The sequence below is a fragment of the Helicobacter ailurogastricus genome, from assembly GCF_001282945.1.
Classification (GTDB): domain Bacteria; phylum Campylobacterota; class Campylobacteria; order Campylobacterales; family Helicobacteraceae; genus Helicobacter; species Helicobacter ailurogastricus.
Map to the genome: position 1 here is coordinate 134,340 of NZ_CDMG01000009.1, position 24,957 is coordinate 159,296.

The 24,957-nt window shown below is 48.5% G+C and carries 41 protein-coding genes; 32 read left to right on the forward strand and 9 right to left on the reverse strand.

Annotated elements, in window-relative coordinates; all coding sequences use genetic code 11:
* Nucleotides 1–3: 3 nt before the first annotated feature.
* The 5 genes from rplI to HAL07_RS05965 form a co-directional block, all read right to left on the reverse strand.
* Nucleotides 4–450, reverse strand: a complete 447-nt coding sequence (rplI, locus tag HAL07_RS05945; protein WP_053941814.1) for a 50S ribosomal protein L9 — start codon at nt 448–450, stop codon at nt 4–6.
* 62 nt (nt 451–512) lie between these two features.
* Complete coding sequence (locus HAL07_RS05950) at nt 513–1,598, reverse strand: tetratricopeptide repeat protein (RefSeq protein ID WP_053945453.1); 1,086 nt, start codon at nt 1,596–1,598, stop codon at nt 513–515.
* 8 nt (nt 1,599–1,606) lie between these two features.
* Nucleotides 1,607–2,806 (reverse strand): 2,3,4,5-tetrahydropyridine-2,6-carboxylate N-succinyltransferase, encoded by a 1,200-nt coding sequence (locus HAL07_RS05955; RefSeq protein ID WP_053945454.1) that lies wholly within the window; start codon nt 2,804–2,806, stop codon nt 1,607–1,609.
* The gene (ispG, locus tag HAL07_RS05960) at nt 2,793–3,878 is read right to left on the reverse strand and encodes a flavodoxin-dependent (E)-4-hydroxy-3-methylbut-2-enyl-diphosphate synthase (RefSeq protein ID WP_053945455.1); all 1,086 of its coding nucleotides are present in this window, start codon (nt 3,876–3,878) and stop codon (nt 2,793–2,795) included. Before ispG ends, HAL07_RS05955 begins: the two co-directional genes overlap by 14 nt.
* A 52-nt stretch (nt 3,879–3,930) precedes the next feature.
* Nucleotides 3,931–4,998, reverse strand: coding sequence for an ATP-binding protein (locus HAL07_RS05965; protein WP_053945667.1), 1,068 nt, complete (start codon nt 4,996–4,998; stop codon nt 3,931–3,933).
* 128 nt (nt 4,999–5,126) lie between these two features.
* On the opposite strand from HAL07_RS05965, the gene rpsJ reads away from it, so the two are divergent.
* The 32 genes from rpsJ (at nt 5,127) to HAL07_RS06120 (ending at nt 22,139) form a co-directional block, all read left to right on the forward strand.
* A complete protein-coding gene (rpsJ, locus tag HAL07_RS05970) occupies nt 5,127–5,441 on the forward strand; it encodes a 30S ribosomal protein S10 (RefSeq protein ID WP_015106554.1) in 315 nt (104 codons plus the stop codon).
* A 31-nt stretch (nt 5,442–5,472) separates the two neighbouring features.
* On the forward strand, nt 5,473–6,057 hold the full coding sequence (gene rplC, locus HAL07_RS05975; protein ID WP_053945456.1) for a 50S ribosomal protein L3: 585 nt from the start codon (nt 5,473–5,475) through the stop codon (nt 6,055–6,057).
* Entirely contained in the window at nt 6,057–6,677 is a 621-nt protein-coding gene (rplD, locus tag HAL07_RS05980; protein ID WP_053945457.1) for a 50S ribosomal protein L4, read from the forward strand. Before rplC ends, rplD begins: the two co-directional genes overlap by 1 nt.
* 2 nt (nt 6,678–6,679) lie before the next feature.
* The gene (locus HAL07_RS05985; protein WP_053829164.1) at nt 6,680–6,961 is read left to right on the forward strand and encodes a 50S ribosomal protein L23; all 282 of its coding nucleotides are present in this window, start codon (nt 6,680–6,682) and stop codon (nt 6,959–6,961) included.
* Between the two features lie 9 nt (nt 6,962–6,970).
* Nucleotides 6,971–7,801, forward strand: a complete 831-nt coding sequence (gene rplB, locus HAL07_RS05990) for a 50S ribosomal protein L2 (protein ID WP_053941808.1) — start codon at nt 6,971–6,973, stop codon at nt 7,799–7,801.
* A complete protein-coding gene (gene rpsS, locus HAL07_RS05995; RefSeq protein WP_053941807.1) occupies nt 7,801–8,082 on the forward strand; it encodes a 30S ribosomal protein S19 in 282 nt (93 codons plus the stop codon). Before rplB ends, rpsS begins: the two co-directional genes overlap by 1 nt.
* 30 nt (nt 8,083–8,112) lie before the next feature.
* Nucleotides 8,113–8,439 carry a 50S ribosomal protein L22 gene (rplV, locus tag HAL07_RS06000; RefSeq protein ID WP_053830718.1) on the forward strand — a complete coding sequence of 109 codons (327 nt, stop codon included), beginning with the start codon at nt 8,113–8,115 and terminating at the stop codon, nt 8,437–8,439.
* Nucleotides 8,440–9,144, forward strand: a complete 705-nt coding sequence (gene rpsC / locus HAL07_RS06005) for a 30S ribosomal protein S3 (protein WP_053830719.1) — start codon at nt 8,440–8,442, stop codon at nt 9,142–9,144. It begins immediately after the preceding gene.
* A 2-nt stretch (nt 9,145–9,146) separates the two neighbouring features.
* The gene (gene rplP, locus HAL07_RS06010) at nt 9,147–9,572 is read left to right on the forward strand and encodes a 50S ribosomal protein L16 (protein WP_053827986.1); all 426 of its coding nucleotides are present in this window, start codon (nt 9,147–9,149) and stop codon (nt 9,570–9,572) included.
* Complete coding sequence (rpmC, locus tag HAL07_RS06015; protein ID WP_053945458.1) at nt 9,559–9,747, forward strand: 50S ribosomal protein L29; 189 nt, start codon at nt 9,559–9,561, stop codon at nt 9,745–9,747. Before rplP ends, rpmC begins: the two co-directional genes overlap by 14 nt.
* A 2-nt stretch (nt 9,748–9,749) precedes the next feature.
* Nucleotides 9,750–10,010, forward strand: a complete 261-nt coding sequence (gene rpsQ, locus HAL07_RS06020) for a 30S ribosomal protein S17 (RefSeq protein ID WP_053945459.1) — start codon at nt 9,750–9,752, stop codon at nt 10,008–10,010.
* Nucleotides 10,011–10,379 (forward strand): 50S ribosomal protein L14, encoded by a 369-nt coding sequence (rplN, locus tag HAL07_RS06025; protein ID WP_015106543.1) that lies wholly within the window; start codon nt 10,011–10,013, stop codon nt 10,377–10,379.
* Nucleotides 10,379–10,600: a 50S ribosomal protein L24 gene (gene rplX / locus HAL07_RS06030; RefSeq protein WP_053945460.1), complete on the forward strand. Its 222-nt coding sequence runs from the start codon at nt 10,379–10,381 to the stop codon at nt 10,598–10,600. The genes rplN and rplX overlap by 1 nt, the downstream gene beginning before the upstream one ends.
* Before the next feature lie 4 nt (nt 10,601–10,604).
* Nucleotides 10,605–11,150, forward strand: coding sequence for a 50S ribosomal protein L5 (gene rplE, locus HAL07_RS06035; RefSeq protein WP_053941802.1), 546 nt, complete (start codon nt 10,605–10,607; stop codon nt 11,148–11,150).
* Nucleotides 11,150–11,335, forward strand: coding sequence for a type Z 30S ribosomal protein S14 (locus HAL07_RS06040; protein WP_053827981.1), 186 nt, complete (start codon nt 11,150–11,152; stop codon nt 11,333–11,335). Before rplE ends, HAL07_RS06040 begins: the two co-directional genes overlap by 1 nt.
* A 9-nt stretch (nt 11,336–11,344) precedes the next feature.
* Nucleotides 11,345–11,740, forward strand: a complete 396-nt coding sequence (rpsH, locus tag HAL07_RS06045) for a 30S ribosomal protein S8 (protein WP_053941801.1) — start codon at nt 11,345–11,347, stop codon at nt 11,738–11,740.
* A gap of 9 nt (nt 11,741–11,749) precedes the next feature.
* The gene (gene rplF / locus HAL07_RS06050; protein WP_053945461.1) at nt 11,750–12,286 is read left to right on the forward strand and encodes a 50S ribosomal protein L6; all 537 of its coding nucleotides are present in this window, start codon (nt 11,750–11,752) and stop codon (nt 12,284–12,286) included.
* 8 nt (nt 12,287–12,294) lie between these two features.
* Complete coding sequence (gene rplR / locus HAL07_RS06055) at nt 12,295–12,651, forward strand: 50S ribosomal protein L18 (RefSeq protein ID WP_053941799.1); 357 nt, start codon at nt 12,295–12,297, stop codon at nt 12,649–12,651.
* A gap of 9 nt (nt 12,652–12,660) precedes the next feature.
* Entirely contained in the window at nt 12,661–13,101 is a 441-nt protein-coding gene (rpsE, locus tag HAL07_RS06060; protein ID WP_015106535.1) for a 30S ribosomal protein S5, read from the forward strand.
* A gap of 9 nt (nt 13,102–13,110) precedes the next feature.
* Nucleotides 13,111–13,515 carry a 50S ribosomal protein L15 gene (gene rplO / locus HAL07_RS06065; RefSeq protein WP_053945462.1) on the forward strand — a complete coding sequence of 135 codons (405 nt, stop codon included), beginning with the start codon at nt 13,111–13,113 and terminating at the stop codon, nt 13,513–13,515.
* On the forward strand, nt 13,515–14,774 hold the full coding sequence (gene secY / locus HAL07_RS06070) for a preprotein translocase subunit SecY (RefSeq protein ID WP_053941797.1): 1,260 nt from the start codon (nt 13,515–13,517) through the stop codon (nt 14,772–14,774). Before rplO ends, secY begins: the two co-directional genes overlap by 1 nt.
* Nucleotides 14,774–15,535, forward strand: a complete 762-nt coding sequence (gene map / locus HAL07_RS06075; protein ID WP_053945463.1) for a type I methionyl aminopeptidase — start codon at nt 14,774–14,776, stop codon at nt 15,533–15,535. The genes secY and map overlap by 1 nt, the downstream gene beginning before the upstream one ends.
* Nucleotide 15,536: 1 nt before the next feature.
* A complete protein-coding gene (gene infA, locus HAL07_RS06080) occupies nt 15,537–15,755 on the forward strand; it encodes a translation initiation factor IF-1 (protein WP_013890401.1) in 219 nt (72 codons plus the stop codon).
* A 57-nt stretch (nt 15,756–15,812) separates the two neighbouring features.
* The gene (gene rpmJ / locus HAL07_RS06085; protein ID WP_006016749.1) at nt 15,813–15,926 is read left to right on the forward strand and encodes a 50S ribosomal protein L36; all 114 of its coding nucleotides are present in this window, start codon (nt 15,813–15,815) and stop codon (nt 15,924–15,926) included.
* Nucleotides 15,927–15,929: 3 nt separating this feature from the next.
* Nucleotides 15,930–16,292 (forward strand): 30S ribosomal protein S13, encoded by a 363-nt coding sequence (rpsM, locus tag HAL07_RS06090; RefSeq protein WP_053829179.1) that lies wholly within the window; start codon nt 15,930–15,932, stop codon nt 16,290–16,292.
* A gap of 10 nt (nt 16,293–16,302) precedes the next feature.
* Nucleotides 16,303–16,695, forward strand: a complete 393-nt coding sequence (gene rpsK, locus HAL07_RS06095; RefSeq protein WP_053941795.1) for a 30S ribosomal protein S11 — start codon at nt 16,303–16,305, stop codon at nt 16,693–16,695.
* Between the two features lie 9 nt (nt 16,696–16,704).
* Complete coding sequence (gene rpsD, locus HAL07_RS06100; protein WP_053945464.1) at nt 16,705–17,331, forward strand: 30S ribosomal protein S4; 627 nt, start codon at nt 16,705–16,707, stop codon at nt 17,329–17,331.
* Between the two features lie 8 nt (nt 17,332–17,339).
* On the forward strand, nt 17,340–18,344 hold the full coding sequence (locus tag HAL07_RS06105; protein WP_053945465.1) for a DNA-directed RNA polymerase subunit alpha: 1,005 nt from the start codon (nt 17,340–17,342) through the stop codon (nt 18,342–18,344).
* Complete coding sequence (rplQ, locus tag HAL07_RS06110) at nt 18,344–18,694, forward strand: 50S ribosomal protein L17 (protein WP_053941792.1); 351 nt, start codon at nt 18,344–18,346, stop codon at nt 18,692–18,694. Before HAL07_RS06105 ends, rplQ begins: the two co-directional genes overlap by 1 nt.
* Complete coding sequence (locus HAL07_RS08080) at nt 18,694–18,858, forward strand: hypothetical protein (RefSeq protein WP_197271629.1); 165 nt, start codon at nt 18,694–18,696, stop codon at nt 18,856–18,858. The genes rplQ and HAL07_RS08080 overlap by 1 nt, the downstream gene beginning before the upstream one ends.
* A gap of 41 nt (nt 18,859–18,899) precedes the next feature.
* Nucleotides 18,900–21,665, forward strand: a complete 2,766-nt coding sequence (locus tag HAL07_RS06115) for a hypothetical protein (protein ID WP_238374499.1) — start codon at nt 18,900–18,902, stop codon at nt 21,663–21,665.
* A gap of 96 nt (nt 21,666–21,761) precedes the next feature.
* The gene (locus HAL07_RS06120) at nt 21,762–22,139 is read left to right on the forward strand and encodes a hypothetical protein (RefSeq protein ID WP_053945466.1); all 378 of its coding nucleotides are present in this window, start codon (nt 21,762–21,764) and stop codon (nt 22,137–22,139) included.
* Between the two features lie 18 nt (nt 22,140–22,157).
* On the opposite strand, the gene flgK is transcribed toward HAL07_RS06120, so the two are convergent.
* From flgK to HAL07_RS06140, 4 genes are all read right to left on the reverse strand, one after another.
* The gene (gene flgK / locus HAL07_RS06125; RefSeq protein ID WP_053945467.1) at nt 22,158–23,981 is read right to left on the reverse strand and encodes a flagellar hook-associated protein FlgK; all 1,824 of its coding nucleotides are present in this window, start codon (nt 23,979–23,981) and stop codon (nt 22,158–22,160) included.
* Between the two features lie 9 nt (nt 23,982–23,990).
* Complete coding sequence (locus tag HAL07_RS06130; protein ID WP_053941789.1) at nt 23,991–24,419, reverse strand: hypothetical protein; 429 nt, start codon at nt 24,417–24,419, stop codon at nt 23,991–23,993.
* Between the two features lie 60 nt (nt 24,420–24,479).
* A complete protein-coding gene (locus tag HAL07_RS06135; protein ID WP_053941788.1) occupies nt 24,480–24,680 on the reverse strand; it encodes a flagellar biosynthesis anti-sigma factor FlgM in 201 nt (66 codons plus the stop codon).
* A 63-nt stretch (nt 24,681–24,743) separates the two neighbouring features.
* The gene (locus HAL07_RS06140) at nt 24,744–24,941 is read right to left on the reverse strand and encodes a hypothetical protein (protein ID WP_053941787.1); all 198 of its coding nucleotides are present in this window, start codon (nt 24,939–24,941) and stop codon (nt 24,744–24,746) included.
* Nucleotides 24,942–24,957: the final 16 nt, after the last annotated feature.

Genomic DNA, 24,957 nt, shown 5'->3' on the forward strand with positions numbered 1-24,957 from the left:
CGCCTACTCAGCCACGACATCTACTTTTAGCACCCCATGCACGCCGTGTCCTAATTTCACCTCAATTTCGTAAATCCCCGTGCTTTTAATGGGGGTTTTGAGCTCTAAGGTCTTTTTGTCTAACTCAATGGGGTGGCTGGCGTGCAGGGCCTCAATGACTTCTTCTTTGGTGATGGAGCCAAAGAGCGCGCCATTGGCCCCGACTTTTTTAGTGATCTTAAGTGTGATGGCTTCTAATTTTTGAGCTAACTCTTGTTTGTCGGCTAAATCCTTCGCCTCTTGCTCGGCGCGTTTGTGGGCGTGGGCTTTGAATTGGCGGATCACATCAGAGGTAGCAAGTTTTGCTAAACCCTTAGCCAAGAGAAAGTTATTGCCATAGCCATCTTTCACGCGCACAACCTCCCCCGCCTTGCCTAAATTTTTCACATCTTTCAACAACAAAACTTGCATGAAAATCCTTTGAGTTTGGTTTAAAAAGCCCCCATTATAGAGCCACTAGGTTTAAAATGCCTTTAACGCAAGTTAGGGTCTAAGGGCAAAAACAAACGCCCGTAGTTGGGGTTTGTCTGCAAGAGCTTTTCTTTAAAAATCCCGTAGTTGTCGCACCCGGACTGCAAACCATAGCTACACACATACGAGAATAAATCCAAAGCCCTTTGATCGTTTTGTGGCACGCCTAAGCCCTTTTGGTAGAGCACACCTAAATTATTGCAACTAGAGAGATTGCCCCCCTCACAAGCTTTTTGGAAGTATTTGGCGGCGTAAAAATTATTCTTAGGCACGCCCCCCACGCCCTTGGTGTAAATCCAGCCCAAATTCGCGCACCCTTGAATATCCCCCGCATTGCAGGCTAAATAATTCAAGTCAGCATCGTTTAACTTCGCTTTATCAATGCCATAGATATTTTTGACATTGCTCATTAGCCCTAAGTTGTAGCAACCCAAATCGCTCCCATTTTCGCAAGCGTATTTGTAATAATCTAGGGCTTTGTAATAGTTTTTCGGCACGCCCACACCATTAGCATACATCCACGCCAAATTATTGCACGCGAGCACACTGCCCCCCGAGCAGCCCACGGCGTAGAGCTGGGCGGCTTTTTCTTTGTCATCGGGGGTGGGGTTTTGTTTATAGTCGTAAGTTTGGGCTAAATCCGCGCACGCGCTCGCATCGCCCCCAGAACAACCTAGTTCATAGTAGCGAGTCGCTTTTTCTGGGTCTGTCTGTATCCCCACGCCATTAGCATACATCGTGCCGACCGCAAAGCAGCCGGCGGGATTGCCCTGATCGCAGGATTTGACAAAGAGCCTAAAGGCACTTTTATAATCCGCCGCCTTGATCGCCGCTATGCCCGCACTCAATGCGTCCTGGGCGAGAGTGGGGGGGTTTAGGTGGTCGTTTATGGGAGATTGTTGCCGGGGCGCGTTTTGTGCACCGGGTGTGGTGGGGGCAAATTGTGTAGGTGGTTGGGCGCGTTGCAAGGGGGCTCCTTGCGCCCCTTGCTGGGTGGGGGCATTTTGGTTTGTAGGGGTGTTGGGGTTTCCAGCCGCCATTAAAAAGCCCAAAAGGCCAAAAAGCACAAAGAACAATCTAGCTAGCATAAAGCCCCCTAGTGGTGTAAATTCGTATTCAGCGGGATGTGCCGCTTGCTTGCCATCGCGCACATCTTGCCATTTTGGCTATTTTGCCTAAAGTGCAAGCCATTTAGCCCGGACAGCTCGACTCCTTTATAAAGCCCGCTCTCTTTAGGGCTAAAGCCGGGGTTGAGCTCTTGCAATTTTTCTAAGTCTTTGGGGGCGATTTCAAAGATTGTTCCGGCTAAAACCCCAATGCCGGCATCTAAGATACAGCCATCGCCAAGACTAATGCCTAACACTGAGTTTGCCCCAAGCAGGCAGTTTTTACCGATGCTGATGGGCTGGCTATTGCCCCCACTAAGTACACCTAAAACGCTCGCCCCTCCGCCTATGTCCGTGCCCTCGCCCACAATGACAGAAGAGCTGATCCGTCCCTCATTCATACAAGCCCCCTGTACGCCCGCATTAAAGTTAATGTAACTGGCCCCGGGCATTTGGGTGTAGCCGCCCTTGCCCAAATACGCCCCAAAGCGGGCTTTTGCCGTGTCTAGTAGGCGGATATTATCCACCGCAGGCAAAACTTGCATGAGATAGCGGGGGAATTTGTCTATAAAGTCAATGCAAGGGTAAGTCCCATGCACTTTTAAGGCGATTTCTTGCGTGCGTAAATACTCCAGCTCGTAAGCCATGTTGCCACTCCACGCCACATTAGGCAATAACCCAAAAATGCCCTCTAAATTTAAACTTCTTAAGGGGGCTTTGCCTAAAGATAGGGCTAAAAGTTTCATATAGGCACTCTCTAGGCTTTGGCAGGGCTTATCTTCATAAAGCACCACAAAATGGTAGTTATGCAGGCTTTCTTGTGTGGGGCTTTGGCTGTATAAGGGGGCGCGTTGCAATTCTAAGAGCACTTGGACATTGGGGTGCTTGTGTGCGCTTAGACTCTCGGCTAAAAAGGGCTTAAACAGCTCTAAGGCGTGTTGGATAAAGCCAGCATCGACCCCATAGATCGCCTCGCTAGCATTGGAGCTTAAAGGTGTGGCGTGCTTTAACGCGTGCATGAAAACCGCATAAGCCCCGAGCGCCTCGCCCCAGTTGAGCACGGGATAAGTGGCACTCAAGGGCTTGCCCGTGTGTTGCCCGTGCTGGATTTTGGCAATCCCAAAGGCTAGGGGTTTTTTGTAGTCGGGGGAGTTTTGGAAGTCGTCGACAAAGCGTTTAAAGTTTTGCATGGTTATCCTCGTTTTGGTGTTGTGTGGCCAATTCTTGCACTTCTTTCACAAAGGTTTCTAAGAGCTGGTCTTCGGGGAGTTTGTGGATCACTTGCCCTTTTTTGATGATGAGTCCGCTTTTTTTGCCAAAGGCGATGGCAATGTCGGCGTGCTTGGCTTCGCCTAAAGCATTCACGACACAGCCCATCACGCTCACATCTAGGGGGATTTTAATGTGGGCGAGCTTTTGCTCCACTTGTGCCATTAAAGCGACTAAATTAGACTCAATCCGCCCACAAGTCGGGCATGAGATGAAAGTGATGCCTTCTTTTTGCCGTCCGCTGTAACGTAAAATCGCCTTAGCCACTTTAATTTCTTCTTCAAGCTCCCCTGTGATCGACACGCGCATGGTATCCCCGATCCCCTCTCGCAACAAATGCCCCAAAGCCATCGCGCTTTTAATGCTAGAGTGAAACAAACTCCCGGCTTCTGTAACGCCTAAGTGGAAAGGGTAGGGCGTTAGGGGGCGTAATTGCTCGTAGGCTTGTATGGTGCGCTCTACATCGCTGGCTTTCAAAGAGATTTTGATATTGCTAAAGCCCACATCCTCTAAAAGTTTAATGTTATAAAGGGCAGATTGCACCATGCCCTCAGGCGTTGCGCCGTATTTGAGATCAAATTGCTTTTCTAAGCTCCCTCCATTGACTCCGATTCGAATCGGCAAATTGCGCGCATTGCACGCCTTAGCGACTGCTTTAATGTTTTCCACCGAGCCGATATTGCCCGGATTGATGCGGATCGCATCCACACTCTCCGCGGCGATGAGGGCTAAATGGTGGTGGAAGTGGATGTCGGCGATTAAAGGCAGGCTGGCGACCTTTTTGAGCTCTTTTAGGGCGTTTGCGTCCTTTTTATGACGCACCGCCACCCGCACAAAATCCGCCCCAGCGAGTTTCAAGCGGTCAATTTGCGCCTTTGTGGCCTCTATGTCGCAGGTTTGGCTATAGGCCATGCTCTGTGTGCTGATGGGCGCATTGCCCCCTATGGGAGTAGAGCCGATGAAAATTTGCTTTGTGGCAAAACGAGGGCGCATCTAAAGTCCTTTGCATAAAGGACGAGTCTAACCTAAAATGCATGAGATGGAGCTAAAGGGTGGGGAGCACTTGTAGGCAAAAGTCGCCAAAACCACAAGCTTGCCAAGCGTGCTTGCCACAAGCCCCCTTTAAGGCGGTGTTGATCGTAACAATCCACACTTGAATATTTGCTGCCATGCCTTTTAAAAGCAGAGGCAGGGTGTGCTTTAGTTGCTCTGGGGTGGGAAAGGGGCTGGGGATACATAAATGCCGATTAGCGGCTAAAAAGGCGTTAAAATGGCAAGCAATTTTAGACACCCCAAAGTGGCGGATTAATTCTAAAGCGAGCATGTTTTCAAACACGGGAGGCAGGGGGTGGGTGTAGCTGAAGGCATAGGGCAAAGAGAAGTCGTAAAAATAGAGTTTAGGCCGTGTTGCCTTTAGGCTAGCTAGGCTTAAAAGGGTTTGGCTCTCTTGTAAAAAGGCGATGAAAGCGTAAAGGCTGTCTTTGGAGATTTTTAGGGTTTTTTTAAGCTGGGTATAAAGGTGGTGGGTGCTAAGACTTCTAGCTTGGTAGGGCAGCAGGGCTTTAAATAGGGGGGCTTTGTCTTTAAAGGCGAGGGCGTAAAGGGCTTGTTTTTTTAGAGCGATTTCGCTAGCGGGACAAAAGAGCAGTTCGGGCAAATTACCCTCTTTTAAAAAACGCGCTAAGAGCGTGCTGGGCTCTTTTTTGTGTAAAGCCACAAACTCGGCAAAGTTTAAGGGCAAAATGGCCTCAGTCTTAAAACCTTTGGGGGTGTTTTTGGGCGTGCTTTGGGTGATGAAAGTGGGCAAATTTAAAAGGGGAAAGTCTAGGGGCGGGTGTTTTAAAATGAGTAAATCCACGCCCTTATCTTGGCAAAAGAGGGGCAGGGCTTTGGCAAGCTGGGCTAAGTTTAAACGCGCATCGGTGCCATCCACAAACACGGGGCGTTTGTAGGTGCTGGCGTGCAGCAGAGCCGTAGAGATTTTGCCCGCCCTAGCCCCGCCATAAAAGAGGGTGGAGGGCTTAAAGTGGTAGTTTCTGGGTCTAAGATTTTTGCTCTGCGCCAAAGAGTTTTCTAAGATGTTGTTTAATAGCCCCAAATCCATAGCACACATTTTAGGCAATTTATCCTTATAAGAAGGATAAAATAAAAAGTGTAAGTTACGCTAAATGGGCGTTTTAGCCTTGACTTAGGGCGTTTTTTAGCATATAATCAAGGTTTTTAAATTTGCTAAGGATTTTAATGGAAAAGATACGACTCAAGCTCAAAGCCTACGATCATAGGGTTTTGGATCGTTCGGTGGTGGCGATTGTGGAGGCAGTAAAACGCTCTGGCTCAGAGATCAGAGGCCCCATCCCCCTACCCACAAGAAACAGGCGTTACACGGTGCTACGCTCCCCCCACATCAACAAAGACTCAAGGGAGCAATTTGAAATACGGGTACATAGCCGTTTGATCGACATCATGGCAGCCACCCCTGAAACCGTGGATAGCTTGATGAAATTAGATTTAGCCCCTGAAGTGGATGTAGAAGTGACTTCAATGGAGGCGAAGTAGCGCTTCAAACGCAATTTTTATTGGAGAGTAAATGGAATACCTAGTGCAGAAAATTGGAATGAGTCGTGTTGTGGGTGCAAACAGCACGCCCGTAACCTTGCTAAAAATCTTAGAAAGCAAGGTGTGCGAGTTCAAAGAGGGCGGACAACTTTTAGTTGCCTACCCCTTGCATAAAACCCACAACAAAGCCATTGCCGGGCAACAAAAAAAGTACAATTTGAGCGCAGAGTTTAATCACTTTGCGACTTTACAAGGGCAAGCGCAAGAGTTGGGCGATTTGAGCTTGGAGCCTTTAGAAAACGCCGCGCGCATTAAAGCCACTTTTTACACCAAAGGGCGCGGCTTCGCTGGTGCCATGAAACGGTGGAATTTTCAAGGCGGACCAGCCGCACATGGCAGCCGCTTCCACCGCCGTTTGGGCTCGATCGGGAATAGAGAGTGGCCCGGACGGGTGCAAAAAGGCAAGAAAATGGCAGGGCATTATGGCAATGAAAAGGTAACATGCCACAACGAAGTCCTGTCTTTCGACAAAGAGAGCAAAATTTTGGTGCTGAAAGGTTCTGTGGCCGGCTACAGCGGGGCTTATGGCAGGATCAGCATCCAGAAAGGGAAGTAATGAAAGCAAGAGTCTTAGACCAGCAGTGTCAAGAAGTCGGGCAATTAGATTTACCCGCCCACTTCAAGGACATTAAAGAACACAATCTTTATTTATACATCAAGCACTACCGCGCCCTAGCCCGGGCCAACACCGCGAAAAGCAAAAATCGGGGCGAAGTGAGTGGGGGCGGGCGCAAGCCGTGGAGTCAAAAAGGCGGTGGGCGTGCACGAGCGGGGAGCATCACTTCTCCCGTGTTTGTAGGCGGGGGTGTGAGCCACGGGGCGACTAATAAGCGCAACTACGACCTAAAAATCAACAAAAAGCAAAAACGGCTCGCTTTAGAATACGCCCTAGCCCAAAAAGCGTTAAACAGCCGTCTTGTGGTGGTGGATCAAATCGACATCCCTAGCAAAAAAACCAAAGACGCGCACGCTTTTATCAAAAACCTCGGCTTTAGGGATGTGTTGTTGGTTACGCGGGCTTTAGATGAAGGCAACTATCTAGCTTTTAGGAATTTGCAGAATTGCTATTTGCTAGAAACAAGCGAAGTCAATGCCTATTGGATCGCCGCTTTTGGGGCAGTGGTGGTGGAAAAAGCCGCCTTTGAGGCGCTCATCAAAGCACATGAAGGAGAATGAGAATGGCAGACATCACAGACATCAAATCCATTCTTTACACCGAAAAATCCCTATCCATGCAAGAAAATGGGGTGATTGTGGTGCAAACCACAATGGGTGTCAGCAAAAACCAGCTCAAGGCGATCTTCAAAGATTACTTTGGTTTCGTGCCTTTAAAAATCAATTCACTCAGGCAAGAGGGCAAGGTGAAACGCTTTAAGGGCAGAATGGGACAACGCACTGGCTATAAAAAGTTCTATGTCAAAGTCCCCAAAGACGCAAACATCACCGCTTTGAGCGCATAAGGACGAAACATGGCAATTAAAACTTACAAACCCTACACCCCCAGCCGCCGTTTTATGAGCGGCTTAAGCTCGAGCGACATCACCGCAAAAGCGAGCGTCAAAAAACTTTTGGTGAAACTCCCCGTGCATGCCGGACGCAACAACCAAGGGCGCATCACCAGCCGCCACAAAGAAGCGGGGGCGAAAAAGCTTTATCGAATCATTGACTTCAAACGCAATAAATTCGGCGTTGAGGGCAAAGTGGCAGCAATTGAGTACGACCCTTACCGCAACTCAAGGATTGCGCTCATCGTGTATCCAGACGGCGACAAACGCTACATTTTACAGCCCAGTGGCTTGAAAGTGGGCGACATTGTGATCGCAGCTGAGGGCGGGTTAGACATCAAACCCGGCTTTGCCATGAAGCTTAGAAGTATCCCCATTGGTACCATCGTGCATAACATTGAAATGCACCCCGGGGCTGGCGGACAGCTGGCTAGAAGTGCGGGCATGAGCGCACAAATCATGGGGCGGGAGGACAAATACACCATCTTGCGCATGCCAAGCGGAGAGATGCGCTACATTTTGGGCGAGTGCATGGCAAGCATCGGCGTGGTGGGCAATGAAGACTTCATCAACACCAACATTGGTAAGGCGGGGCGCAACCGCCATAGAGGCATTAGACCGCAGACACGCGGTAGTGCCATGAACCCCGTAGATCACCCACACGGCGGTGGTGAGGGTAAAACCGGCTCTAGCGGACACCCTGTATCCCCTTGGGGCACTCCAGCTAAAGGCTATAAGACTAGACGCAAAAAAGCAAGCGATCGCTTGATCATTTCACGCAAGAAAGGCAAATAATGGGAAGGTCAATTAAAAAAGGTCCCTTTATTGACAAGCATTTAATGGACAAAACGCTCAAACACAAAGCCAAAAAAGACAATCGCCCCATTAAAACATGGTCTCGAAGAAGCACCATTCTCCCCGACATGATTGGGCTCACCTACAATGTGCATAATGGGCGCATTTTTATCCCCGTTTACATCACAGAAAACCATGTGGGTTATAAACTCGGCGAGTTTGCCCCCACAAGGACTTTTAAGGGGCATAAAGGCACCGTGCAAAAAAAGATAGGTAAATAACATGGCACAACAACACACAAAGGAAAGCAAATGAGTAGGGCAACCCTTAGATACACCCGACTATCCCCCACCAAGGCAAGGCTGCTCGCTAGACAAGTGCAAGGCATGAACGCCGAAGTGGCGATCGCCCGTTTAGAATTTACCCCCAACAAAGCCGCCCGCATGCTCTCAAGGGTGATCAGCGCAGCGGTTTATAATGGTGGGCATGACTCCAAAGAAGTGGAAGTTTTAAGCTGCCGTGTGGATGCAGGTCCCGTGTTAAGAAGACACATGCCAAGAGCTAGGGGGCGTGCCACCTCCATTAGAAAGCCCACCGCACACATTTTAGTCGAAGTGGGCAAGGGAGGGCAAAACTAAATGGGACAAAAGGTCAATCCTATCGGCTTAAGACTAGGCATTAACCGCAACTGGACTTCTCGCTGGTTTCCTAGCAGCAATGTGGCGGTGGCAAACATTGAAGAAGACTACCGCATCCGCAAATTCCTTAAAAAAGAGCTTTACTATGCTGGCGTGAGTGAGATTTTGATCGAAAGGGCAGCGAAAAAATTACGCATCACCGTGGTGGCGGCGCGCCCGGGGCTCATCATTGGCAAAAAGGGCGTGGATATTGAGAAAATCAAAACTTCTTTGAAAAATTTGATTAAGAAAGAGATTGCGGTCAATATCAAAGAGGTTAAACGCCCCCAAGCGGACGCACAACTTTGCGCCGAGAATGTGGCGACACAATTAGAAAAACGGGTCGCCTTTAGACGCGCCATGAAAAAAGTTATGCAAACCGCGATGAAGTCGGGAGCTAGGGGGATTAAAGTGAGGGTGTCTGGGCGTTTAGCTGGGGCAGAGATCGCGCGCACCGAGTGGTATATGGAGGGACGCGTCCCCCTACACACTCTAAGGGCTAAAATTGACTACGGCTTTGCCGAAGCTTTCACCGTGTATGGCAATATAGGCGTGAAAGTGTGGATCTTTAAAGGCGAAGTTTTACACAAGGGCATCCAAGCCGAAAAACGCGAAGAAAATGAAGAACGCGCCCCTAGAGCGCGCACTAGAAGAGGGAGAGAATAGCCATGTTGATGCCTAAAAAGACCAAATACCGCAAACAAATGAAAGGGCGCAACCGGGGCAAGTCTTATCGCGGTGCAAGCCTTGCCTTTGGCGACATCGGCATTAAAGCCATCGAGCATGGGCGCATCGATTCCCGCCAAATTGAAGCCGCACGGGTGGCGATGACCCGCCACACCAAAAGAGCGGGCAAAGTGTGGATCCGCGTTTTCCCCGATAAGCCTTTGACCGCTAAACCCCTAGAAACGAGAATGGGTAAGGGTAAGGGCTCTGTGGAAAAATGGGTGATGAACATCAAACCCGGACGCATTGTCTATGAAATGCTAGGCATTGAAGAAGGCTTGGCACGAGAGGCTTTGACTTTGGCGCAAAGGAAGTTGCCTTTCAAAACTAAAATTGTGACTAGAGAGAGTGAAAATGAAGTTTACTGAGTTGAAAGACAAGGATACAAAGCAATTACAAGAGTTGCTGAAATCCAAGAAGTTGGAGCTTTTTGAATTGCGGGTGAAGTTGAAGACCATGCAGCTCAACAAGCCTAGTGAAATCCGTGCGGTGCGTAAAGACATTGCCCGCATTTCTACGGCTTTGAGCGCCCTTAAGGCTTAATGATGGAACAGAAACAAGCCCATAAGCGCACCATACAGGGCAAAGTGGTGCGCCGCATCGATACCTGTAGTGCGGTGATTTTGGTGGAACGCAAAGTCGTGCACCAAAAATACCATAAGATTGTGAAGCGTTTTAAGAAATACACCATTGACGACCGCCAAAACAAGGCTGAAGTGGGGGATTTTGTGAGCGCGATTGAGTGTAAGCCGGTGTCTAAAACCAAAACCTTTGCACTCAAAGAAATCATCATTAAGGGAGTGTAAATGATTCAAAGTTTCACGAGGTTAGTGGTGGCAGACAACAGCGGTGGCAAGGAGATCATGTGCATTAAAGTTTTGGGGGGCAGCCATAGGCGTTATGCCAGCGTGGGCGATGTGATCGTGGCTTCTGTGAAAAAAGCGATCCCCAATGGCAAGGTGAAAAAAGGGCAAGTGGTGAAAGCCGTGATTGTCCGCACCAAAAAAGAGGTGCAACGCCCCAATGGCTCACTGATTCGCTTTGACGACAATGCGGCGGTGATCTTGGATGCCAAAAAAGATCCCATCGGCACACGCATTTTTGGCCCCGTGAGCCGGGAAGTGCGTTACGCAAATTTCATGAAAATCATTTCTTTGGCTCCGGAGGTGCTTTAATGCGGATTAAAAAAGGCGACTCGGTCAAGGTCATCGCTGGCGATGACAAGGGCAAGATAGGCAAGGTTTTGGCGGTTTATCCTAAAAAATCTATGGTGGTTGTGGAGGGGTGCAAAATTGTGAAAAAAAGCATGAAGCCTACGGACGACAACCCCAAAGGCGGGTATCTCTCTAAAGAAATGCCCATGCACATTTCGAATGTGAAAAAAGAAGAGGAGTAGGCGTATGTATGGCTTAAAGAGCTTCTATGAAAAAGAAGTGAAGAGTAAGTTAGCCCAAGAGCTCAACATTAAAAACCCCATGTTGCTCCCCAAACTTGAAAAAATCGTTTTGAGTGTGGGGGCGGGGGCTTATGCCAAAGACATGAAAATCATGCAAAACATCGCCCAAACCCTTTCTTTGATCGCCGGGCAAAAAGCCGTCATCACGATGGCAAAAAAATCCGTGGCTGGGTTTAAAATCCGTGAGCGCATGGCTGTGGGGGTGAAAGTTACCCTACGCAACAAAGTCATGTATAACTTCTTAGAAAAGTTGATTGTGATTGCTCTGCCTAGGGTGAAAGACTTTAGGGGTGTGTCTAGAAGCGGCTTTGATGGGCGGGGCAATTACGGCTTTGGCTTAAACGAACAGCTCATTTTCCCCGAAGTGGTCTATGATGACATCATGGTGACACACGGGCTTAACATCGCCATCATCACTTCTACAAACAGCGACAAGGAGGCATTTAAGTTGTTAGAATTACTTGGAATGCCATTTGCGAAAGGACGCTAATGGCTAAAAAATCAATCATTGCAAAAACCCGCCGCAAACCAAAGTTTAAAGTGAGGGCTTACACCCGTTGCAACATTTGTGGGCGTTCTCACTCGGTTTATAGAGATTTTGGCTTGTGTCGGGTGTGTTTACGCAAAATGGGCAATGAGGGCTTGATCCCCGGCCTTAGAAAAGCTAGTTGGTAAGGGGGTTACATGGTTAATGACATTGTAGCAGATTCTCTAACACGCATCCGCAATGCGAGCATGCGCCGTTTGGAGGTGACGGAGCTTTATTACGCCAAAATCGTGGTGTCTATCTTGGAGATTTTTAAGGCAAGAGGCTTCATCACAAACTTCCACACGGTGGAAAAAAAAGGCAAACCTTTTATCTCTGTAGAGCTCGCCTATGATGAAAAAGGCAGGGCGGTCATCAATGAGATCAAACGCTTAAGCAAGCCCGGGCGTCGGGTCTATCGCCAATCTAAAGAGTTGAAACGCTTTAAAAATGGCTATGGTGTGGTGGTGGTGAGCACAAGCAAAGGGGTCATCACCAATGAAGAAGCCTACAAACAAAATGTGGGCGGCGAAGTGCTTTGCAGCATTTGGTAGGGAGAGTGCATGTCAAGAATTGGTAAAAAAATCATCAACATCCCTAGCGGGGTGCAAGTGAGCGTGGAACACACCCGCCTTGTGTTTAAAAACCAAAAGAGCAGCCAAGAGCTCGAAACGCACGGGCGGGTGAAAATCATCCTGGAAGGCAACGCTCTCCGTTTTGAGCCTGTGGGTGAAAACGCCCAAGATAAAGCCTTTTGGGGGACTTATGGGGCTTTGGCAAGCAACATCGTAACCGGCCTAGACAAGGGCTTTAGCAAGGTGCTAGAAGTCAATGGTGTGGGTTATAAAGTGGCTTTGGGGCATAAGGTTTTAGAGCTAAGTTTAGGCTTTAGCCACCCGATCAAATACCCCATCCCTGAGGGCGTGGAAATGGTCGTGGATAAGAACACCATCACCATCAAGGGGAGCAATAAACAACAAATCGGGCAGATCGCCGCCGATATCCGGGCTTTCCGCCCCCCCGAACCTTACAAAGGCAAGGGCATTAAATACAAAGACGAAGTGATCATCCGCAAAGCCGGTAAGACCGCTAAGAAATAGGGGATAGCATGACTAAAAATGTGTTAGAAAAGAAAAAAGCCCAACGGGCAAAGCGCAAAATGCGGGTGCGCTCTAAGGTGTTTGGCACACAGCAACGCCCCCGCGTGAGCGTCTTTAAATCCAACAAACACCTCTACGCCCAAGCGATTGACGACAACAACCACGCGACTTTAGCCCATGTCGATGGCAAAAAGCTAGGTTTGGGTAAAAACATGGAAGACAGCAAGAAAATTGCCGCGGCTTTTGCCGAAAACTTGAAGGCTAAGGGCATCACGCAAGTGGTCTTTGATCGCAACGGGTATTTATACCACGGCGTGGTGGCGGCGTTTGCCGAAACTTTGCGTGAAAACAACATCGCCCTTTAAAGGATAACTATGGAGATTAATCGAGAAGAATTCCAAGAAGTGGTCGTCAATATCGGGCGGGTGACTAAGGTGGTTAAAGGCGGGCGGCGTTTCCGCTTTAATGCTTTGGTGGTGGTTGGCAATAAAAACGGGCTTGTGGGTTTTGGGCTTGGCAAGGCTAGAGAAGTGCCGGACGCGATTAAAAAAGCCGTGGATGACGCTTTTAAAAACATCATTGAAGTGAAAATCAAAGGCACGACCATCGCGCACGACATCGAGCAAAAATACAATGCGAGCAAAATCCTTTTAAAGCCCGCAAGTGAAGGTACGGGCATCATCGCCGGTGGTTCTACCCGCCCGATGATTGAGCTTGCCGGCATTAAAGACATTTTGACAAAGTCTTTGGGGTCTAACAACCCTTACAATGTGGTCCGGGCGACTTTTGACGCTTTGGCTAGAATCAAGGGTTAAGGAGTTTTCATGGCATTAGAAAATTTACGCCCCGCTAAGGGGAGTGTGAAAAACATTAAGCGAGTCGGCAGGGGTCAGGGCTCTGGCATGGGCAAGACCTCTACGCGGGGGGGCAAGGGACAAACCGCGCGCACCGGCTACAAGCAAAAACGCGGCTTTGAAGGCGGACAACAACCCTTGCAACGCCGTTTGCCTAAAGTGGGCTTTAAGAGCCGCACAAAGGGGCTCACCTACAGCATTAACATTGGCAAACACCCCGAGATTTTAAAGCTAGAAACCTTGAGTTTGGAGCTGATTAAAAAAGTCCATCCTTTCCCTAGCTACATTGAAAAAGTGAAGTTGATCGGCATTGGGGCAAAAGATCTAGCCTCTAAAATCCAAGACGAGAGAATCGCCACTAGCGGACAAAAATAATGACAAAAGCCATTGCCACTAAGATTTTCATCACACTGGGCTATCTCTTCCTTTATCGGGTTTTAGCCTATGTCCCTATCCCGGGAGTGGATTTGGCAGCCATTAAATCTTTTTTTGACAGCAATTCAAGCAACGCTTTAGGGCTTTTTAATATGTTTAGCGGCAATGCTGTGAGCCGCCTTAGCATCATCTCGCTAGGCATCATGCCCTACATCACCTCTTCGATCATCATGGAGCTACTAAGCGCAACTTTTCCTAATTTAGCCAAAATGAAAAAAGAGCGCGATGGCATGCAAAAATACATGCAAATCGTGCGTTACGCCACCATAGGCATTACGGTTATCCAAGCTGTGAGCGTGTCCTTTGGCTTGCGTTCTATCGGGCACGGGCACAATGGGGCGATCATGGTGCCTATGCAAACTTTCTTGCTGATCGCCACTTTCTCTATGCTTACAGGCACCATGCTTTTAATGTGGATCGGCGAGCAGATCACACAGCGGGGCGTGGGTAATGGCATCAGCCTCATCATCTTTGCTGGGATTGTTTCCGGCATCCCGCACGCCATTGCTGGGACTTTTAATCTCGTCAATACCGGGGTGATCAATGTCTTGGTGTTGATTGGGATTGTGCTCATCATCCTAGCTACAATTTTTTCGATCATTTATGTGGAACTCGCCGAAAGGCGTATCCCCATTTCTTACGCTAGAAAAGTGGTGTTGCAAAACCAAAACAAGCGGATCATGAACTACATCCCCATTAAGTTAAACTTAAGCGGGGTGATCCCCCCCATTTTTGCCTCCGCTCTCTTGGTGTTCCCCTCCACGATTTTACAAGCCTCTTCTAATAAGATTTTGCAAGCCATCGCCGACTTTCTAAACCCCCATGGCTATGCTTACAACATCTTAATGTTCTTGCTCATCATCTTCTTTGCCTACTTTTATTCCTCCATTGTGTTTAACGCCAAAGACATTGCCGACAACTTAAAACGCAATGGGGGCTTCATTGCGGGTTTGCGCCCCGGGGAGGGCACGGCGAATTTCTTAAACACCGTGGCAAGCCGGCTCACCTTTTGGGGCTCTTTGTATCTAGCCCTCATCTCTACCTTGCCTTGGATTTTAGTTAAAGCCATGGGCGTGCCTTTCTACTTTGGGGGCACGGCGGTGCTCATCGTGGTGCAAGTGGCGATCGACACCATGAAAAAGATCGAAGCGCAGGTGTATATGAGTAAATACAAAACCCTAAGTGCTGTGGGCTTTTAATGGCAATCAGCCTTAAAAACCCTAAAGAGATTGCCCTTTTAGCCAAAGCCGGGCAAGTGGTGGGGCAGACTTTAAAACTCTTAGAAGAAAAAGCCCAGGTCGGAGTGAGCTTACTAGAGCTGGACGCTTTGGCGGAAGAAAACATTTACAAAATGGGAGGCAAGCCGGCGTTTAAGGGGTTGTATGGCTTTCCTAATAGCCTTTGTGTGTCGCTCAATGAAGTGGTGATCCACGGCATTCCTACAGAGTATCAACTCCAAGAAGGCGACATTGTGGGGCTGGACTTGGGCGCGTCTGTCAATGGCTACTTTGCAGATGCGGCCATAACTCTAGCCATCGGGCAGGCGAGCGACACCGACCAAAAACTCATCGCTTGCGCTAAAGAGAGTTTATACGCCGCAATTTCCAAGCTCAAAGTGGGCATGCACTTTAAAGAAGTGAGCGCGCTTTTAGAGCAAGAAATTCGAGGACGGGGGTTTGTGCCCTTGCTGGATTTTTGCGGGCATGGGATCGGCAAGAGACCGCATGAAGAGCCCCAAATCCCCAACTACCTAGCCCCACAGGCAAACCCCAAGAGTGGCCCTAAGATCAAAGAGGGCATGGTCTTTTGCCTTGAGCCGATGGTGTGCCAAAAAGAGGGCAGTCCTAAAATCTTGAAAGACAAATGGAGCGTGGTTTCCACAGATGGGTTAAACACGAGCCATTACGAACACACCATCGCGATGGTGGGTCAAAAAGCGCAAATTTTAACGGAGGCTTAAAGTGGCAAAAGACGATGTGATTGAGGTGGATGGACGGGTGATCGAGTGTTTGCCTAACGCCACCTTTAAAGTGGAGTTGGAAAACAAGCATATCGTGTTGTGCCGGATTTCGGGCAAAATGCGGATGCACTATATCCGCATTGCCCTAGGCGATCGGGTGCGCTTGGAGCTCACCCCCTATAGTTTGGATAAAGGGCGGATCACTTTCCGCTACAAGTGATTAAGTTAGTTCTAACCAAAGATGGCTAGAATAGAAGTTTTGCTTAAGGAGATTTCAATGAAAGTTAGACCTTCTGTAAAGAAAATGTGCGACAAATGCAAGGTCATTAAAAGGCGGGGCGTGATCCGCGTGATTTGCGTAACCCCTAAACATAAACAAAGACAAGGATAGACAATGGCGCGCATTGCTGGGGTAGATTTACCCAAAAAGAAACGGGTTGAATACGCTTTGACCTACATTTACGGCGTGGGCTTGAAAAGCTCTAGAGATATTCTTGCCAAAGTGCAAATCTCTTTGGATAAAAGGGTGCATGAATTGAGTGAGGACGAAATCTCTAGCATCACTAAAGAAATCCAAGCCAACTATGTTGTGGAAGGGGATTTGCGTAAAAAGGTGCAAATGGACATCAAGGCGTTGATGGATTTAGGCAGTTATCGGGGGATTCGGCATCGCAAAGGCCTACCCGTGCGCGGACAAACCACAAAAAACAACGCCCGCACCCGTAAAGGCAAGAAAAAAACCGTGGGCAGTAAATAAGGGAGCTTGAATGGCGAAACGAGTTGGGACAAAAAAACGGGTTGTTAAAAAGAACATCGCTAAAGGTGTGGTTTATATTTGCGCTTCCTTCAACAACACGAACATCACCATCACCGATGAGATGGGCAATGTGGTTTGTTGGGCGACTGCGGGGGGCTTGGGCTTTAGGGGGTCTAAAAAATCCACCCCTTACGCCGCCCAACAAGCCGTAGAGAGCGCGATGATGAAAGCCAAAGAACATGGGCTTAAAGAAGTGGGGATCAAGGTGCAAGGTCCGGGCTCTGGCCGTGAAACCGCCATCAAGAGTGTGGGGAGTGTGGAGGGCATTAAAGTCCTTTGGATCAAAGACATCACCCCACTACCCCACAATGGCTGCCGCCCCCCTAAGAGAAGAAGAGTGTAAGGAGCAACTATGGCAAGATACAGAGGTGCAGTTGAGAAGTTAGAGCGCCGTTTTGGGATTTCTTTAGCCCTAAAGGGCGAGCGCCGTTTGAGCGGCAAGAGTGCGTTAGACAAGCGCGCCTATGGTCCGGGCCAGCACGGGCAAAGACGGGGCAAAATCTCGGATTACGGCTTGCAACTGAGAGAAAAACAAAAAGCCAAGGCCATGTATGGGATTTCTGAAAAGCAATTCCGCTCCATTTTTAAAGAGGCCAATCGCATGGAGGGCAACACAGGGGAGAACTTAGTCCGCTTGTTGGAGCGCCGCTTAGATAATGTGGTCTATCGCATGGGCTTTGCCACCACCCGCTCTTTTGCTAGGCAACTAGTAACACACGGGCATATTTTAGTCGATGGCAAACGCATGGACATCCCCTCGGCTTTCATCAAGCACGGGCAAAAAATCGAATTGATTGAAAAAAGCAAAGAAAATCCCCAAATTGTGCGCTCCATTGAACTCAGCAAACAAACGGGGATGGTGGCTTGGATGGATGTGGATCAGGATAAAAAATTTGGGATTTTCACCCGCTACCCTGAGAGAGATGAAGTGGCAATCCCCATTGAAGAACGCCTGATTGTTGAACTTTACTCAAAATAGGGGCTAGCATGAAAGTGATTAAAACAGCGCCTCATGTCCCCACGGACATCAGCGTTGAGAAAATCAGCGACCGGCAGATCCGTGTGAGCGTGTCCGCCTTTGAAAGCGGCTACGCCATCACTTTAGCACACCCCATCCGCCGCTTTCTTCTGCAAAGCTCTGTGGGGTATGCGCCCATCGGCATTAAAATTGAAAATGTCGCCCACGAGTTTGACTCCGTGCGGGGCATGGCTGAGGATGCCGCCCTTTTCATCGCCAACCTTAAAAACATCCGCCTAGTCGGGCGGGCTAAAAACCCAGACGAACAACTTGTGGTGCATTACTCTTTCAAGGGCCCAGCGAAGTTGTGCGGGAAACACTTAGAAAACGAAGGCGTGGGCGTGGTGGATAAAGAAGCCTATTTAGCCACGATCAACGAGGATGTGCAACTAGACTTTGCCCTCATCATCCAAAGGGGCATGGGCTATGTGCCTAGTGAGAGCATTAGAGGGCTGATTCCTAGCGATTACATCCCTTTAGATGCCTACTTCACGCCCATTAAAAAGGTGGTCTATAACATTGAAAACATGCTCGTGGATGGCAACCCGAATTTTGAAAGGGTGGTGTTTGACATTGAGAGCGATGGGCAGATCGATCCCCAGCACGCTTTCCAAGAGGCAGTAAAGACCATGCACGCACAGATGCATATTTTCAGCACCAGCATGGCGCACTCCAAAGCCTACGCCCTAGAAGACAGCCTAGAGATCAAAGACCTTGTGCGTAAAGTCGAGGACTTAGACCTAAGCGCGCGTTGCTTTAATTGTCTAGATAAAATCGGGATCAAGTACATCGGGGAATTGGTGCTCATGGACGCTTACGAGCTTAAAGGCATTAAAAACTTAGGCAAAAAGTCCTACGATGAGATCGCCGAAAAATTAGAACAACTCAAATACCCCGTGGGCCAAGAGCTCTCCCCTGAGTTCAAGGCCTCTTTAAAAGCACGGATTGAAAAATTAAAAAGCGAGGAAAGTTAATGCGCCACCAAAATCGTTTTAGAAAACTGGGCCGCACCAGCGCCCACAGGAAGGCACTTTTAAAAAACCTAGCCATCGCCCTCATTGAGCATGGCAAAATTGAAACGGGGGTTTGCAAGGCCAAGGAATTGCAAAGCTACATTGAAAAGCTGGTAACAACCGCCCGTAAGGGGGATTTTAATGCCCACCGCTATGTCTTTGCCTATTTGCAAAATAAAGAAGCCACGCACAAACTTGTAACCGAGCTTGCGCCCAAATACGCCGAGCGCAAGGGGGGCTACACCCGTATCCACAGAAGCGCCATCCGCCGAGGGGACGCGTCCGTGCTCGCCCAAATCGCCTTTGTTTAATGGAATTTTTAGGCTTTCTAGCCACTTTGAGCGTGGTGGGGGTTTTACTTTTTAAGCCCACCCTGGAAAAGCTTGCTTTCTCTATCTTTGTGGGGGCGTGGCTCGTGGAGCTTGCCATGTTTGTTGCCCACACTTCTACACTCTTACCGAATATGAACTTATAAACCCTCCCCAACCTTTTGTTAAGTGCCAAGTAAGGATCCTCATGGACTTCTTAAGCTTACCCGAAGAGCCCCTAAAAAACGCCATAAGAGAGCACTACTTTAAGGGCTTTATCTGCAGTGGGGATAAAATCGATTTTCGAATCAGTACCTCCCCAACAGATCTCTTTAACAAAGAGCTCACCCCTTTACTTTGGGCAGAAGCCAAGGCGGGCACTTACGATCTCAACAAAGCCCTCACGCAATTAGTGCTTACGATTTTAAAGCACCAGCACGAAACTTTGCCCCCCTTTTTAGGGGCGTTTAATGGGGCGTGTTTTGGCGTGCTAGAAATCCAAAAATTAGAGCCCCTACTCAAAGAACTCTCTAAAAAGACCTACAAAGAAGCCCCGAGTAACCATAATTCTAAAGAGTTTAAGGAAGTGGAAAGTCTTTTAAGCCCCCTTTTAAAGGCACACCTTGTGATTTTTGCCTACCAACAACACACAAAAGAACTTAAAGACTTCATCCAGTCCTTACACTCCAAGCCTGCCCTACAAACCCAAATCACTAGAGAGAACTTTAAAGACATTTTCGATAAATGGCTGATCTGTGTCAAACCCTCCATCAACCTTGATTGGGAGCAAGCCCAAAAGGTGGATATTTTAGAAGCGGATTTTTATTTGGCAGACTTGTTGAGCCAAGACAACCACACCCTCTTGGACTTGAGCACGCTTTTAAGGGGCGACCATTACGAATTTAACGAAAAAGTCAATCCCCTCACCAAAGCCCTCAATGTCGATAAAACGGGCTTTAACGACCACCAAGAAGCCCACAAAGCCTTTTGGAAACTTTATAAACGCCCGCCCGAGAAAGAATACCGCCACCGCATCACCAACAGACGAGACTTGCTGGTGGGCAAACGGGAGTTTCGGGGGGCGTTTTACACCCCTAGAATTTGGGCGGACAAGTCTAAAAAATATTTAAAGGCAATCTTGGGCCAAGACTATGAAAATGATTATATCCTTTGGGATTTGGCCGCGGGCACGGGCAATTTATTGGTGGGCTTAGACAACCCCTATAAAGTCTATGCCAGCACGATAGACCCCAGCGACATTAAAATCATGAAAGTTAGAGCCAAAGACCCCAGCGACCCCTTAAAAATTGCCCCAGAGAATATTTTCCGCTTTGACTTTTTAAGACATGGGTTTTTTGGCAAATCCACAGACCAAGACCCCAAATTGCCCGAAAGCCTGCAAGCGATCTTAAAAGACCCCAAGCAACTCTCTAAACTCATCATTTACATCAACCCCCCTTACGCCGAAGCCGGGAGCAAAACCCAAATGAGCGGCACGGGCGCAAATAAGGACGGCGTAGCCGGCTCAGAAATAGCGACAAAATACGCCCAAGAATTAGGCAAAGCCAAAAACGAAGTTTTTGCCCAATTTTTCATGCGGATTATCAAGGAAATCGCCGGGGGAGCACAAAGCGAAGAAAAGCAAGGCAACGAAACGCTATGCGAAGAAAAGCTATGCGAAGAAAAGCTATGCTTTTCTCCCCAAAAGGGCAAACCCAACCAAAAGGAACCCCCCCTACAAGAGGGGGCGGGCTCTTACCAGCGTTGGTACCACACAAATTTAAGCCCCCTAAAAGAGAGCTTAATGTATAATACTCGCTTAGAGCCCTTACCATGTTTAGACATGGGTGGCTCCTTGGAAGGAAGTTTGCCCCTTTCACAGGGGCGGTTGTACTCTACCCAAACTCCCCTTAAACCCTATGGCCCCATCCTAGCCAGTTTCTCTACGCTCAAGTACCTCAACTCTAGCAATTTTAAAGCGTTTAGAGAGCACTTTAACGCCCGCTTTTTGGGCGGCTTTATGTGCCCGGGAAACAGCTTTGACAATGTCAAGGGAGAGTTTCCCATTGGGTTTCTCTGTTGGGATTTGGGCGCTAAAGAGCCCATCGAAGAGGTCAGGCTAGACATTTACAACGCCAGCGGAGAGCGCCTAGGGATGAAAGAGTTTCGGGCGTGGGACAATATGCCTAGCATCAACCAATGGATACGCCACTTTACAAAAGTCCAAGAACCGCATTTGGGCTACCTTATCACGCTAGGCGTGGATTTTCAAAACAACAACAAAGTTTGTATGACTAACAAACGCAATAACGGGCACGATATGCACCTTGTCATCACCCCCCATAACCTAATCCCCCTCAGTGTCTATTTTTCCGTCCGCCATTGCACCCTCCACACATGGATTAACCACAATGACCAATTTTATGCACCCTACAACGACACATGGCAGGCCGACACCGACTTTTTAGGCTCTTGCTTGGTGTTTATGTTGTTTCATGGCAAAAACCGCATTTCTACCCAGTACGGAGCAAATCATTTCATCCCTTTTACGGAAAAAGAAGTCAATCCCAAGGGGAGTTACATCCACCACACGCTCTTAAATTTTCTAAGCGGCAAAGATAAAGCCTTGTTAAGCGGGGTGTTGCCCCCATCGCCACAAAAAAAGCTTTTCGCCCAGCCCACGCCAGCCCCCATGCAGGCTTGCCCGACTTTTACCGCAGCCACCCAATCTGTGCTAGAAGCCGGACGCAAACTCTACCGCCACTACCACAGCCAAGAGCGCTCTAATCCCAACGCCAGCCTTTACGACATCAAGGAATTTTTTAGCGGACGGGATGGCAGTGGCAAGCTCAACCCCCCACACAAGGCCAAAGACCCCCACTATAAAGAGCTTTACGCCACGCTCAAGGTAAGTTTAGACACATTAGCTCAAGAATTACAGCCTAAAGTCTATGCATACGGGTTTTTGCGCTAAAAAAGCCAAAGGCTTTTTACAAGTTTAAACGCTGTTTAACCCCATTTAAGGCCACCGATAAAAGAGGGCAATGTCATCAACACCGCCCAGCTCAAGGTGATTAAGGACACAAAGGGGTTACTAGAAGATCGCTACTTAGAGGCGGGGGTGGATTTGCGCATGCCCTATGAGGATTACAAACACCATAAAGAAAACCTAGAAAAAATGGTCGCAAAGGGCGGAGATGAAGCGCAGAAGGCGCAGAAGGTCCTAGATAAACTCAACGCTAATAACACGACTAACCGCTGGATATGCGAAAACCCTAGAGTCAGCGCGTTGATTTTAACCAGCGGGGTGGTGTGGGAAATCAAGGACGCGTACGCCAAGCACCCCATAGATACGGATACCTCTGGCGGTACGCTCTCCACTAAAAATATGCAGGATGTGCAAAAAACGCTTGAAAACCCTAACCGCACGGGCAAATTGCGTTGGTAGCTTAAAAGCACCAAGCCCCTATTGTTTCATCTCCAGCAAGGTTTCAATCATGCGATCGACCGCTGTAACGACTTTGGCATTAGCGGCGTAACCGCTTTGAAACTTAATGAGATTCACCATCTCTTCATCGGTGCTGACCCCTGAGATCGCTTGTTGTTCTTTTTTGATGACATGTAAAATCGCATCCTTGCTCTCTAGGGTCTTTTTGGCGTGTTCGGCTTGAGTATGCACTTGACCCACAAGAAATTCGTAGTAGTTCTCGATTGTCATGGGTTTGTTGTCTAGCTTATTGTCTTTGTAAAAATCCACTTTATCGTACTGGAGTTGTTGCATCATGTTGGCGACATCAAAATTGCCATCAATGGGGGCAAGCCACGGGCGCAAAGCGGTGGGCTCTTTGCGGTAGGTGTCGTTGATTTTAATGTCTCTGGCACTATCTCCTTCAAAGAAGGTGTTTAAGCCCAGCGCACCTGTCAAGTTTGTGCCATGGTCTTTAAGCGACACAAACAGCCCTTGAGAAGAGTTTTTGGGCTGGATGGTGAATTGTTTGGCATCGTTGTCGTAGTGCGCCACGAAGTAGTCGTTAAAATCGTTGGTGGTGTTGTTGTCGTGGTTGTCGTCCGTGTCGGCGTTGATTTGGGCGATCACATCGTTCATAGTGGTGATGGGGGTGATGTTGATCGTTTTTTTGGCGATCACTTGCCCATTGGTGTTGTAGGCGAGCAGGTCAAACGAGCCCGTTTTGATGTTGTGGTTGGTGTCTTTTAAGGCTTCATCGCCTTGAAAGTCCATGATGTGCCCCTCGATGTTGTGCGCGGCGCTTTGGGCGTAGATGGCGTTGGTGGCTTGAATCAACCCCTTGGCAAAAGTGTCTAGGCGGTCGATGTAGGTTTGCAATTTGCCCTTTCTTGTGCCATGCGAGCCGTCATTATACACGCCCATCAACGCCCCGACTTTGCCCTGATCGATCTTGTCGGTGATATTGACGACCTTAAAATCATCGCCCCTAAAGTAGATTTGGGCAAGTTGGTTTTCATTTTTGTTTTGTTCAACCACTAGGGGGTGAAAGATGGCCCCATCCACGATGTTAAACCCATACCCCACATTGAAAACATAGCCATCGTCAAAGTCGGCGGTTTTAATGTCGTTTAAGGAGTAGGTTTGGATGTGGTTTTTCGTTACATTACCCCCGATGAGTTCTTTTAAGTGAAACTCGAGTTGGTCGCGTCTGTCGCGCAATTCGTTGGCTTGCTTGAGGGTTTTAGCGTCCTCCATTTCTTTAAGGTGCTTGTTGATGTTGGCAATTTCTCTGCCGAGGCGATTGACCTCTGTGATGGTGCTGGTGAGCTCATGGCTAGCCTTTTTCTGCAAATTAACAAGGCGCGCGCGGGCATCGTGGATGCTTCGAGTGAGGGTCTTGGTTTTTTGCACGAGGGCTTGCTTGGTGGCAGGAGATTTTGCGTCCTTGGCTAAATCTTTCCACGCGTTGAAGTAGTCTTGCAAATCTGTATGCACGCCCACTTCGTCCATGTCAGGGAAGTAAGAGGAGGCTTCGCGCAAATTGTCAAACTGGGTGCTGTAATAAGCTTGTTCTTGTTTGGCATGCGCGTAGCGGGCAAAGACAAATTCATCGTGTGTGCGCTGGATGCTTTGGACATTCACCCCCATGTTCATGTTGCGGTTGGTGTACATGAGGGTGCTTTGGGGCGTGGCGATCACACGCTGGCGGCTGTAAAATTCATCGTTGGCATTGGAGATGTTGTTGCCCGTCACATCTACCATGACTTGGTGGGCTTGTAAGCCCGTGTAAGAAGTGTTTAAAGTCGCAAAAATTCCGCCCATAAAACCCCCTTAAGCCTGTACTTGTAAAAAGCTGCTATTGACGGTCTTTTGGTTGTAATAGCCTGTGCTCTCGTGCGGCACAATTTGTTGCATGAGCTTAGAGTAAAAATCCGACACTGCAAAGACGATGCGGGCGTAGTCGGCGTTGATCTCTTTAAGCTGGGTTAAGAGCTGGCGCATTTCTTTTAAAAGGCGTGAGCCACGCTCATCTAGCAAGTTGGCTAAAGGCGTGCCGGGGTTTTTTTCCATCAAGACCAACATCTCTTGGTCAAAAAGGGCTTTGCAGTTTTCAAAAGAAGCGATGCGCTCTTTCTTAAGGCCGTTGCGGGTAAAAACCGCCTCGTGGTTGGCTTCTTTAATGTCTTCTAAGTCTTGGGAGGTGAGTTGGATGAGAGTTTGCAAATCCTGCACAGACTGCTCAAGATAGCTGTAAAGCATGCGCACCCTTTAAATGGCTTCATACCAAGCTACCTCTTAAATCAAACGCTCGGTATCGCCTTAGCCAAGCAAATCCTGTGCCATTTTGTGGGCCGTTTTATCCATATCAACCTTGTAATGCCCATCTTCCACGGCCTTTTTGATTTGGGCGACCCGATCGGCTTCATGGGCTTGGGTGGCGGCGGTGTGGGCGGTGTGGCGGGAGCCGTGTGAAGGGCCGATGTGGCTAAAAGAAGGGGCTGTTCCTACGGGCTTGACCATGGAAAATCCTTTCTAAAATTTCGGGCTATATCGGCTAAAAGACAGATTTTTAAACAACTGCGATCAACGCATCCTTTTTGACAATTCTTGGCGCAACTCTTTTGCGCTCGTGGGGGCTTTTCTAGCATTGTCTAAAGTCGAAAACATAGATTGCGAATTGCTGAAAGTATAGACCAATAACAGCAACAACGCACAACAAAAAAGCAGAAAAGTGACGGTCGGCACTAACCAAACATGCAGTCTAAACCGCGTTTTTTTCATTGTGCTCTCCGTAAAA

Coding starts and splice junctions, on each gene's coding strand:
- rplI (WP_053941814.1), bottom strand. CDS start 450: ATGCAAGTTTTGTTGTTGAAAGATGTGAAAAATTTAGGCAAGGCGGGG.
- HAL07_RS05950 (WP_053945453.1), bottom strand. CDS start 1,598: ATGCTAGCTAGATTGTTCTTTGTGCTTTTTGGCCTTTTGGGCTTTTTA.
- HAL07_RS05955 (WP_053945454.1), bottom strand. CDS start 2,806: ATGCAAAACTTTAAACGCTTTGTCGACGACTTCCAAAACTCCCCCGAC.
- ispG (WP_053945455.1), bottom strand. CDS start 3,878: ATGCGCCCTCGTTTTGCCACAAAGCAAATTTTCATCGGCTCTACTCCC.
- HAL07_RS05965 (WP_053945667.1), bottom strand. CDS start 4,998: ATGTGTGCTATGGATTTGGGGCTATTAAACAACATCTTAGAAAACTCT.
- rpsJ (WP_015106554.1), top strand. CDS start 5,127: ATGGAAAAGATACGACTCAAGCTCAAAGCCTACGATCATAGGGTTTTG.
- rplC (WP_053945456.1), top strand. CDS start 5,473: ATGGAATACCTAGTGCAGAAAATTGGAATGAGTCGTGTTGTGGGTGCA.
- rplD (WP_053945457.1), top strand. CDS start 6,057: ATGAAAGCAAGAGTCTTAGACCAGCAGTGTCAAGAAGTCGGGCAATTA.
- HAL07_RS05985 (WP_053829164.1), top strand. CDS start 6,680: ATGGCAGACATCACAGACATCAAATCCATTCTTTACACCGAAAAATCC.
- rplB (WP_053941808.1), top strand. CDS start 6,971: ATGGCAATTAAAACTTACAAACCCTACACCCCCAGCCGCCGTTTTATG.
- rpsS (WP_053941807.1), top strand. CDS start 7,801: ATGGGAAGGTCAATTAAAAAAGGTCCCTTTATTGACAAGCATTTAATG.
- rplV (WP_053830718.1), top strand. CDS start 8,113: ATGAGTAGGGCAACCCTTAGATACACCCGACTATCCCCCACCAAGGCA.
- rpsC (WP_053830719.1), top strand. CDS start 8,440: ATGGGACAAAAGGTCAATCCTATCGGCTTAAGACTAGGCATTAACCGC.
- rplP (WP_053827986.1), top strand. CDS start 9,147: ATGTTGATGCCTAAAAAGACCAAATACCGCAAACAAATGAAAGGGCGC.
- rpmC (WP_053945458.1), top strand. CDS start 9,559: ATGAAGTTTACTGAGTTGAAAGACAAGGATACAAAGCAATTACAAGAG.
- rpsQ (WP_053945459.1), top strand. CDS start 9,750: ATGGAACAGAAACAAGCCCATAAGCGCACCATACAGGGCAAAGTGGTG.
- rplN (WP_015106543.1), top strand. CDS start 10,011: ATGATTCAAAGTTTCACGAGGTTAGTGGTGGCAGACAACAGCGGTGGC.
- rplX (WP_053945460.1), top strand. CDS start 10,379: ATGCGGATTAAAAAAGGCGACTCGGTCAAGGTCATCGCTGGCGATGAC.
- rplE (WP_053941802.1), top strand. CDS start 10,605: ATGTATGGCTTAAAGAGCTTCTATGAAAAAGAAGTGAAGAGTAAGTTA.
- HAL07_RS06040 (WP_053827981.1), top strand. CDS start 11,150: ATGGCTAAAAAATCAATCATTGCAAAAACCCGCCGCAAACCAAAGTTT.
- rpsH (WP_053941801.1), top strand. CDS start 11,345: ATGGTTAATGACATTGTAGCAGATTCTCTAACACGCATCCGCAATGCG.
- rplF (WP_053945461.1), top strand. CDS start 11,750: ATGTCAAGAATTGGTAAAAAAATCATCAACATCCCTAGCGGGGTGCAA.
- rplR (WP_053941799.1), top strand. CDS start 12,295: ATGACTAAAAATGTGTTAGAAAAGAAAAAAGCCCAACGGGCAAAGCGC.
- rpsE (WP_015106535.1), top strand. CDS start 12,661: ATGGAGATTAATCGAGAAGAATTCCAAGAAGTGGTCGTCAATATCGGG.
- rplO (WP_053945462.1), top strand. CDS start 13,111: ATGGCATTAGAAAATTTACGCCCCGCTAAGGGGAGTGTGAAAAACATT.
- secY (WP_053941797.1), top strand. CDS start 13,515: ATGACAAAAGCCATTGCCACTAAGATTTTCATCACACTGGGCTATCTC.
- map (WP_053945463.1), top strand. CDS start 14,774: ATGGCAATCAGCCTTAAAAACCCTAAAGAGATTGCCCTTTTAGCCAAA.
- rpmJ (WP_006016749.1), top strand. CDS start 15,813: ATGAAAGTTAGACCTTCTGTAAAGAAAATGTGCGACAAATGCAAGGTC.
- rpsM (WP_053829179.1), top strand. CDS start 15,930: ATGGCGCGCATTGCTGGGGTAGATTTACCCAAAAAGAAACGGGTTGAA.
- rpsK (WP_053941795.1), top strand. CDS start 16,303: ATGGCGAAACGAGTTGGGACAAAAAAACGGGTTGTTAAAAAGAACATC.
- rpsD (WP_053945464.1), top strand. CDS start 16,705: ATGGCAAGATACAGAGGTGCAGTTGAGAAGTTAGAGCGCCGTTTTGGG.
- HAL07_RS06105 (WP_053945465.1), top strand. CDS start 17,340: ATGAAAGTGATTAAAACAGCGCCTCATGTCCCCACGGACATCAGCGTT.
- rplQ (WP_053941792.1), top strand. CDS start 18,344: ATGCGCCACCAAAATCGTTTTAGAAAACTGGGCCGCACCAGCGCCCAC.
- HAL07_RS08080 (WP_197271629.1), top strand. CDS start 18,694: ATGGAATTTTTAGGCTTTCTAGCCACTTTGAGCGTGGTGGGGGTTTTA.
- HAL07_RS06115 (WP_238374499.1), top strand. CDS start 18,900: ATGGACTTCTTAAGCTTACCCGAAGAGCCCCTAAAAAACGCCATAAGA.
- flgK (WP_053945467.1), bottom strand. CDS start 23,981: ATGGGCGGAATTTTTGCGACTTTAAACACTTCTTACACGGGCTTACAA.
- HAL07_RS06130 (WP_053941789.1), bottom strand. CDS start 24,419: ATGCTTTACAGCTATCTTGAGCAGTCTGTGCAGGATTTGCAAACTCTC.
- HAL07_RS06135 (WP_053941788.1), bottom strand. CDS start 24,680: ATGGTCAAGCCCGTAGGAACAGCCCCTTCTTTTAGCCACATCGGCCCT.
- HAL07_RS06140 (WP_053941787.1), bottom strand. CDS start 24,941: ATGAAAAAAACGCGGTTTAGACTGCATGTTTGGTTAGTGCCGACCGTC.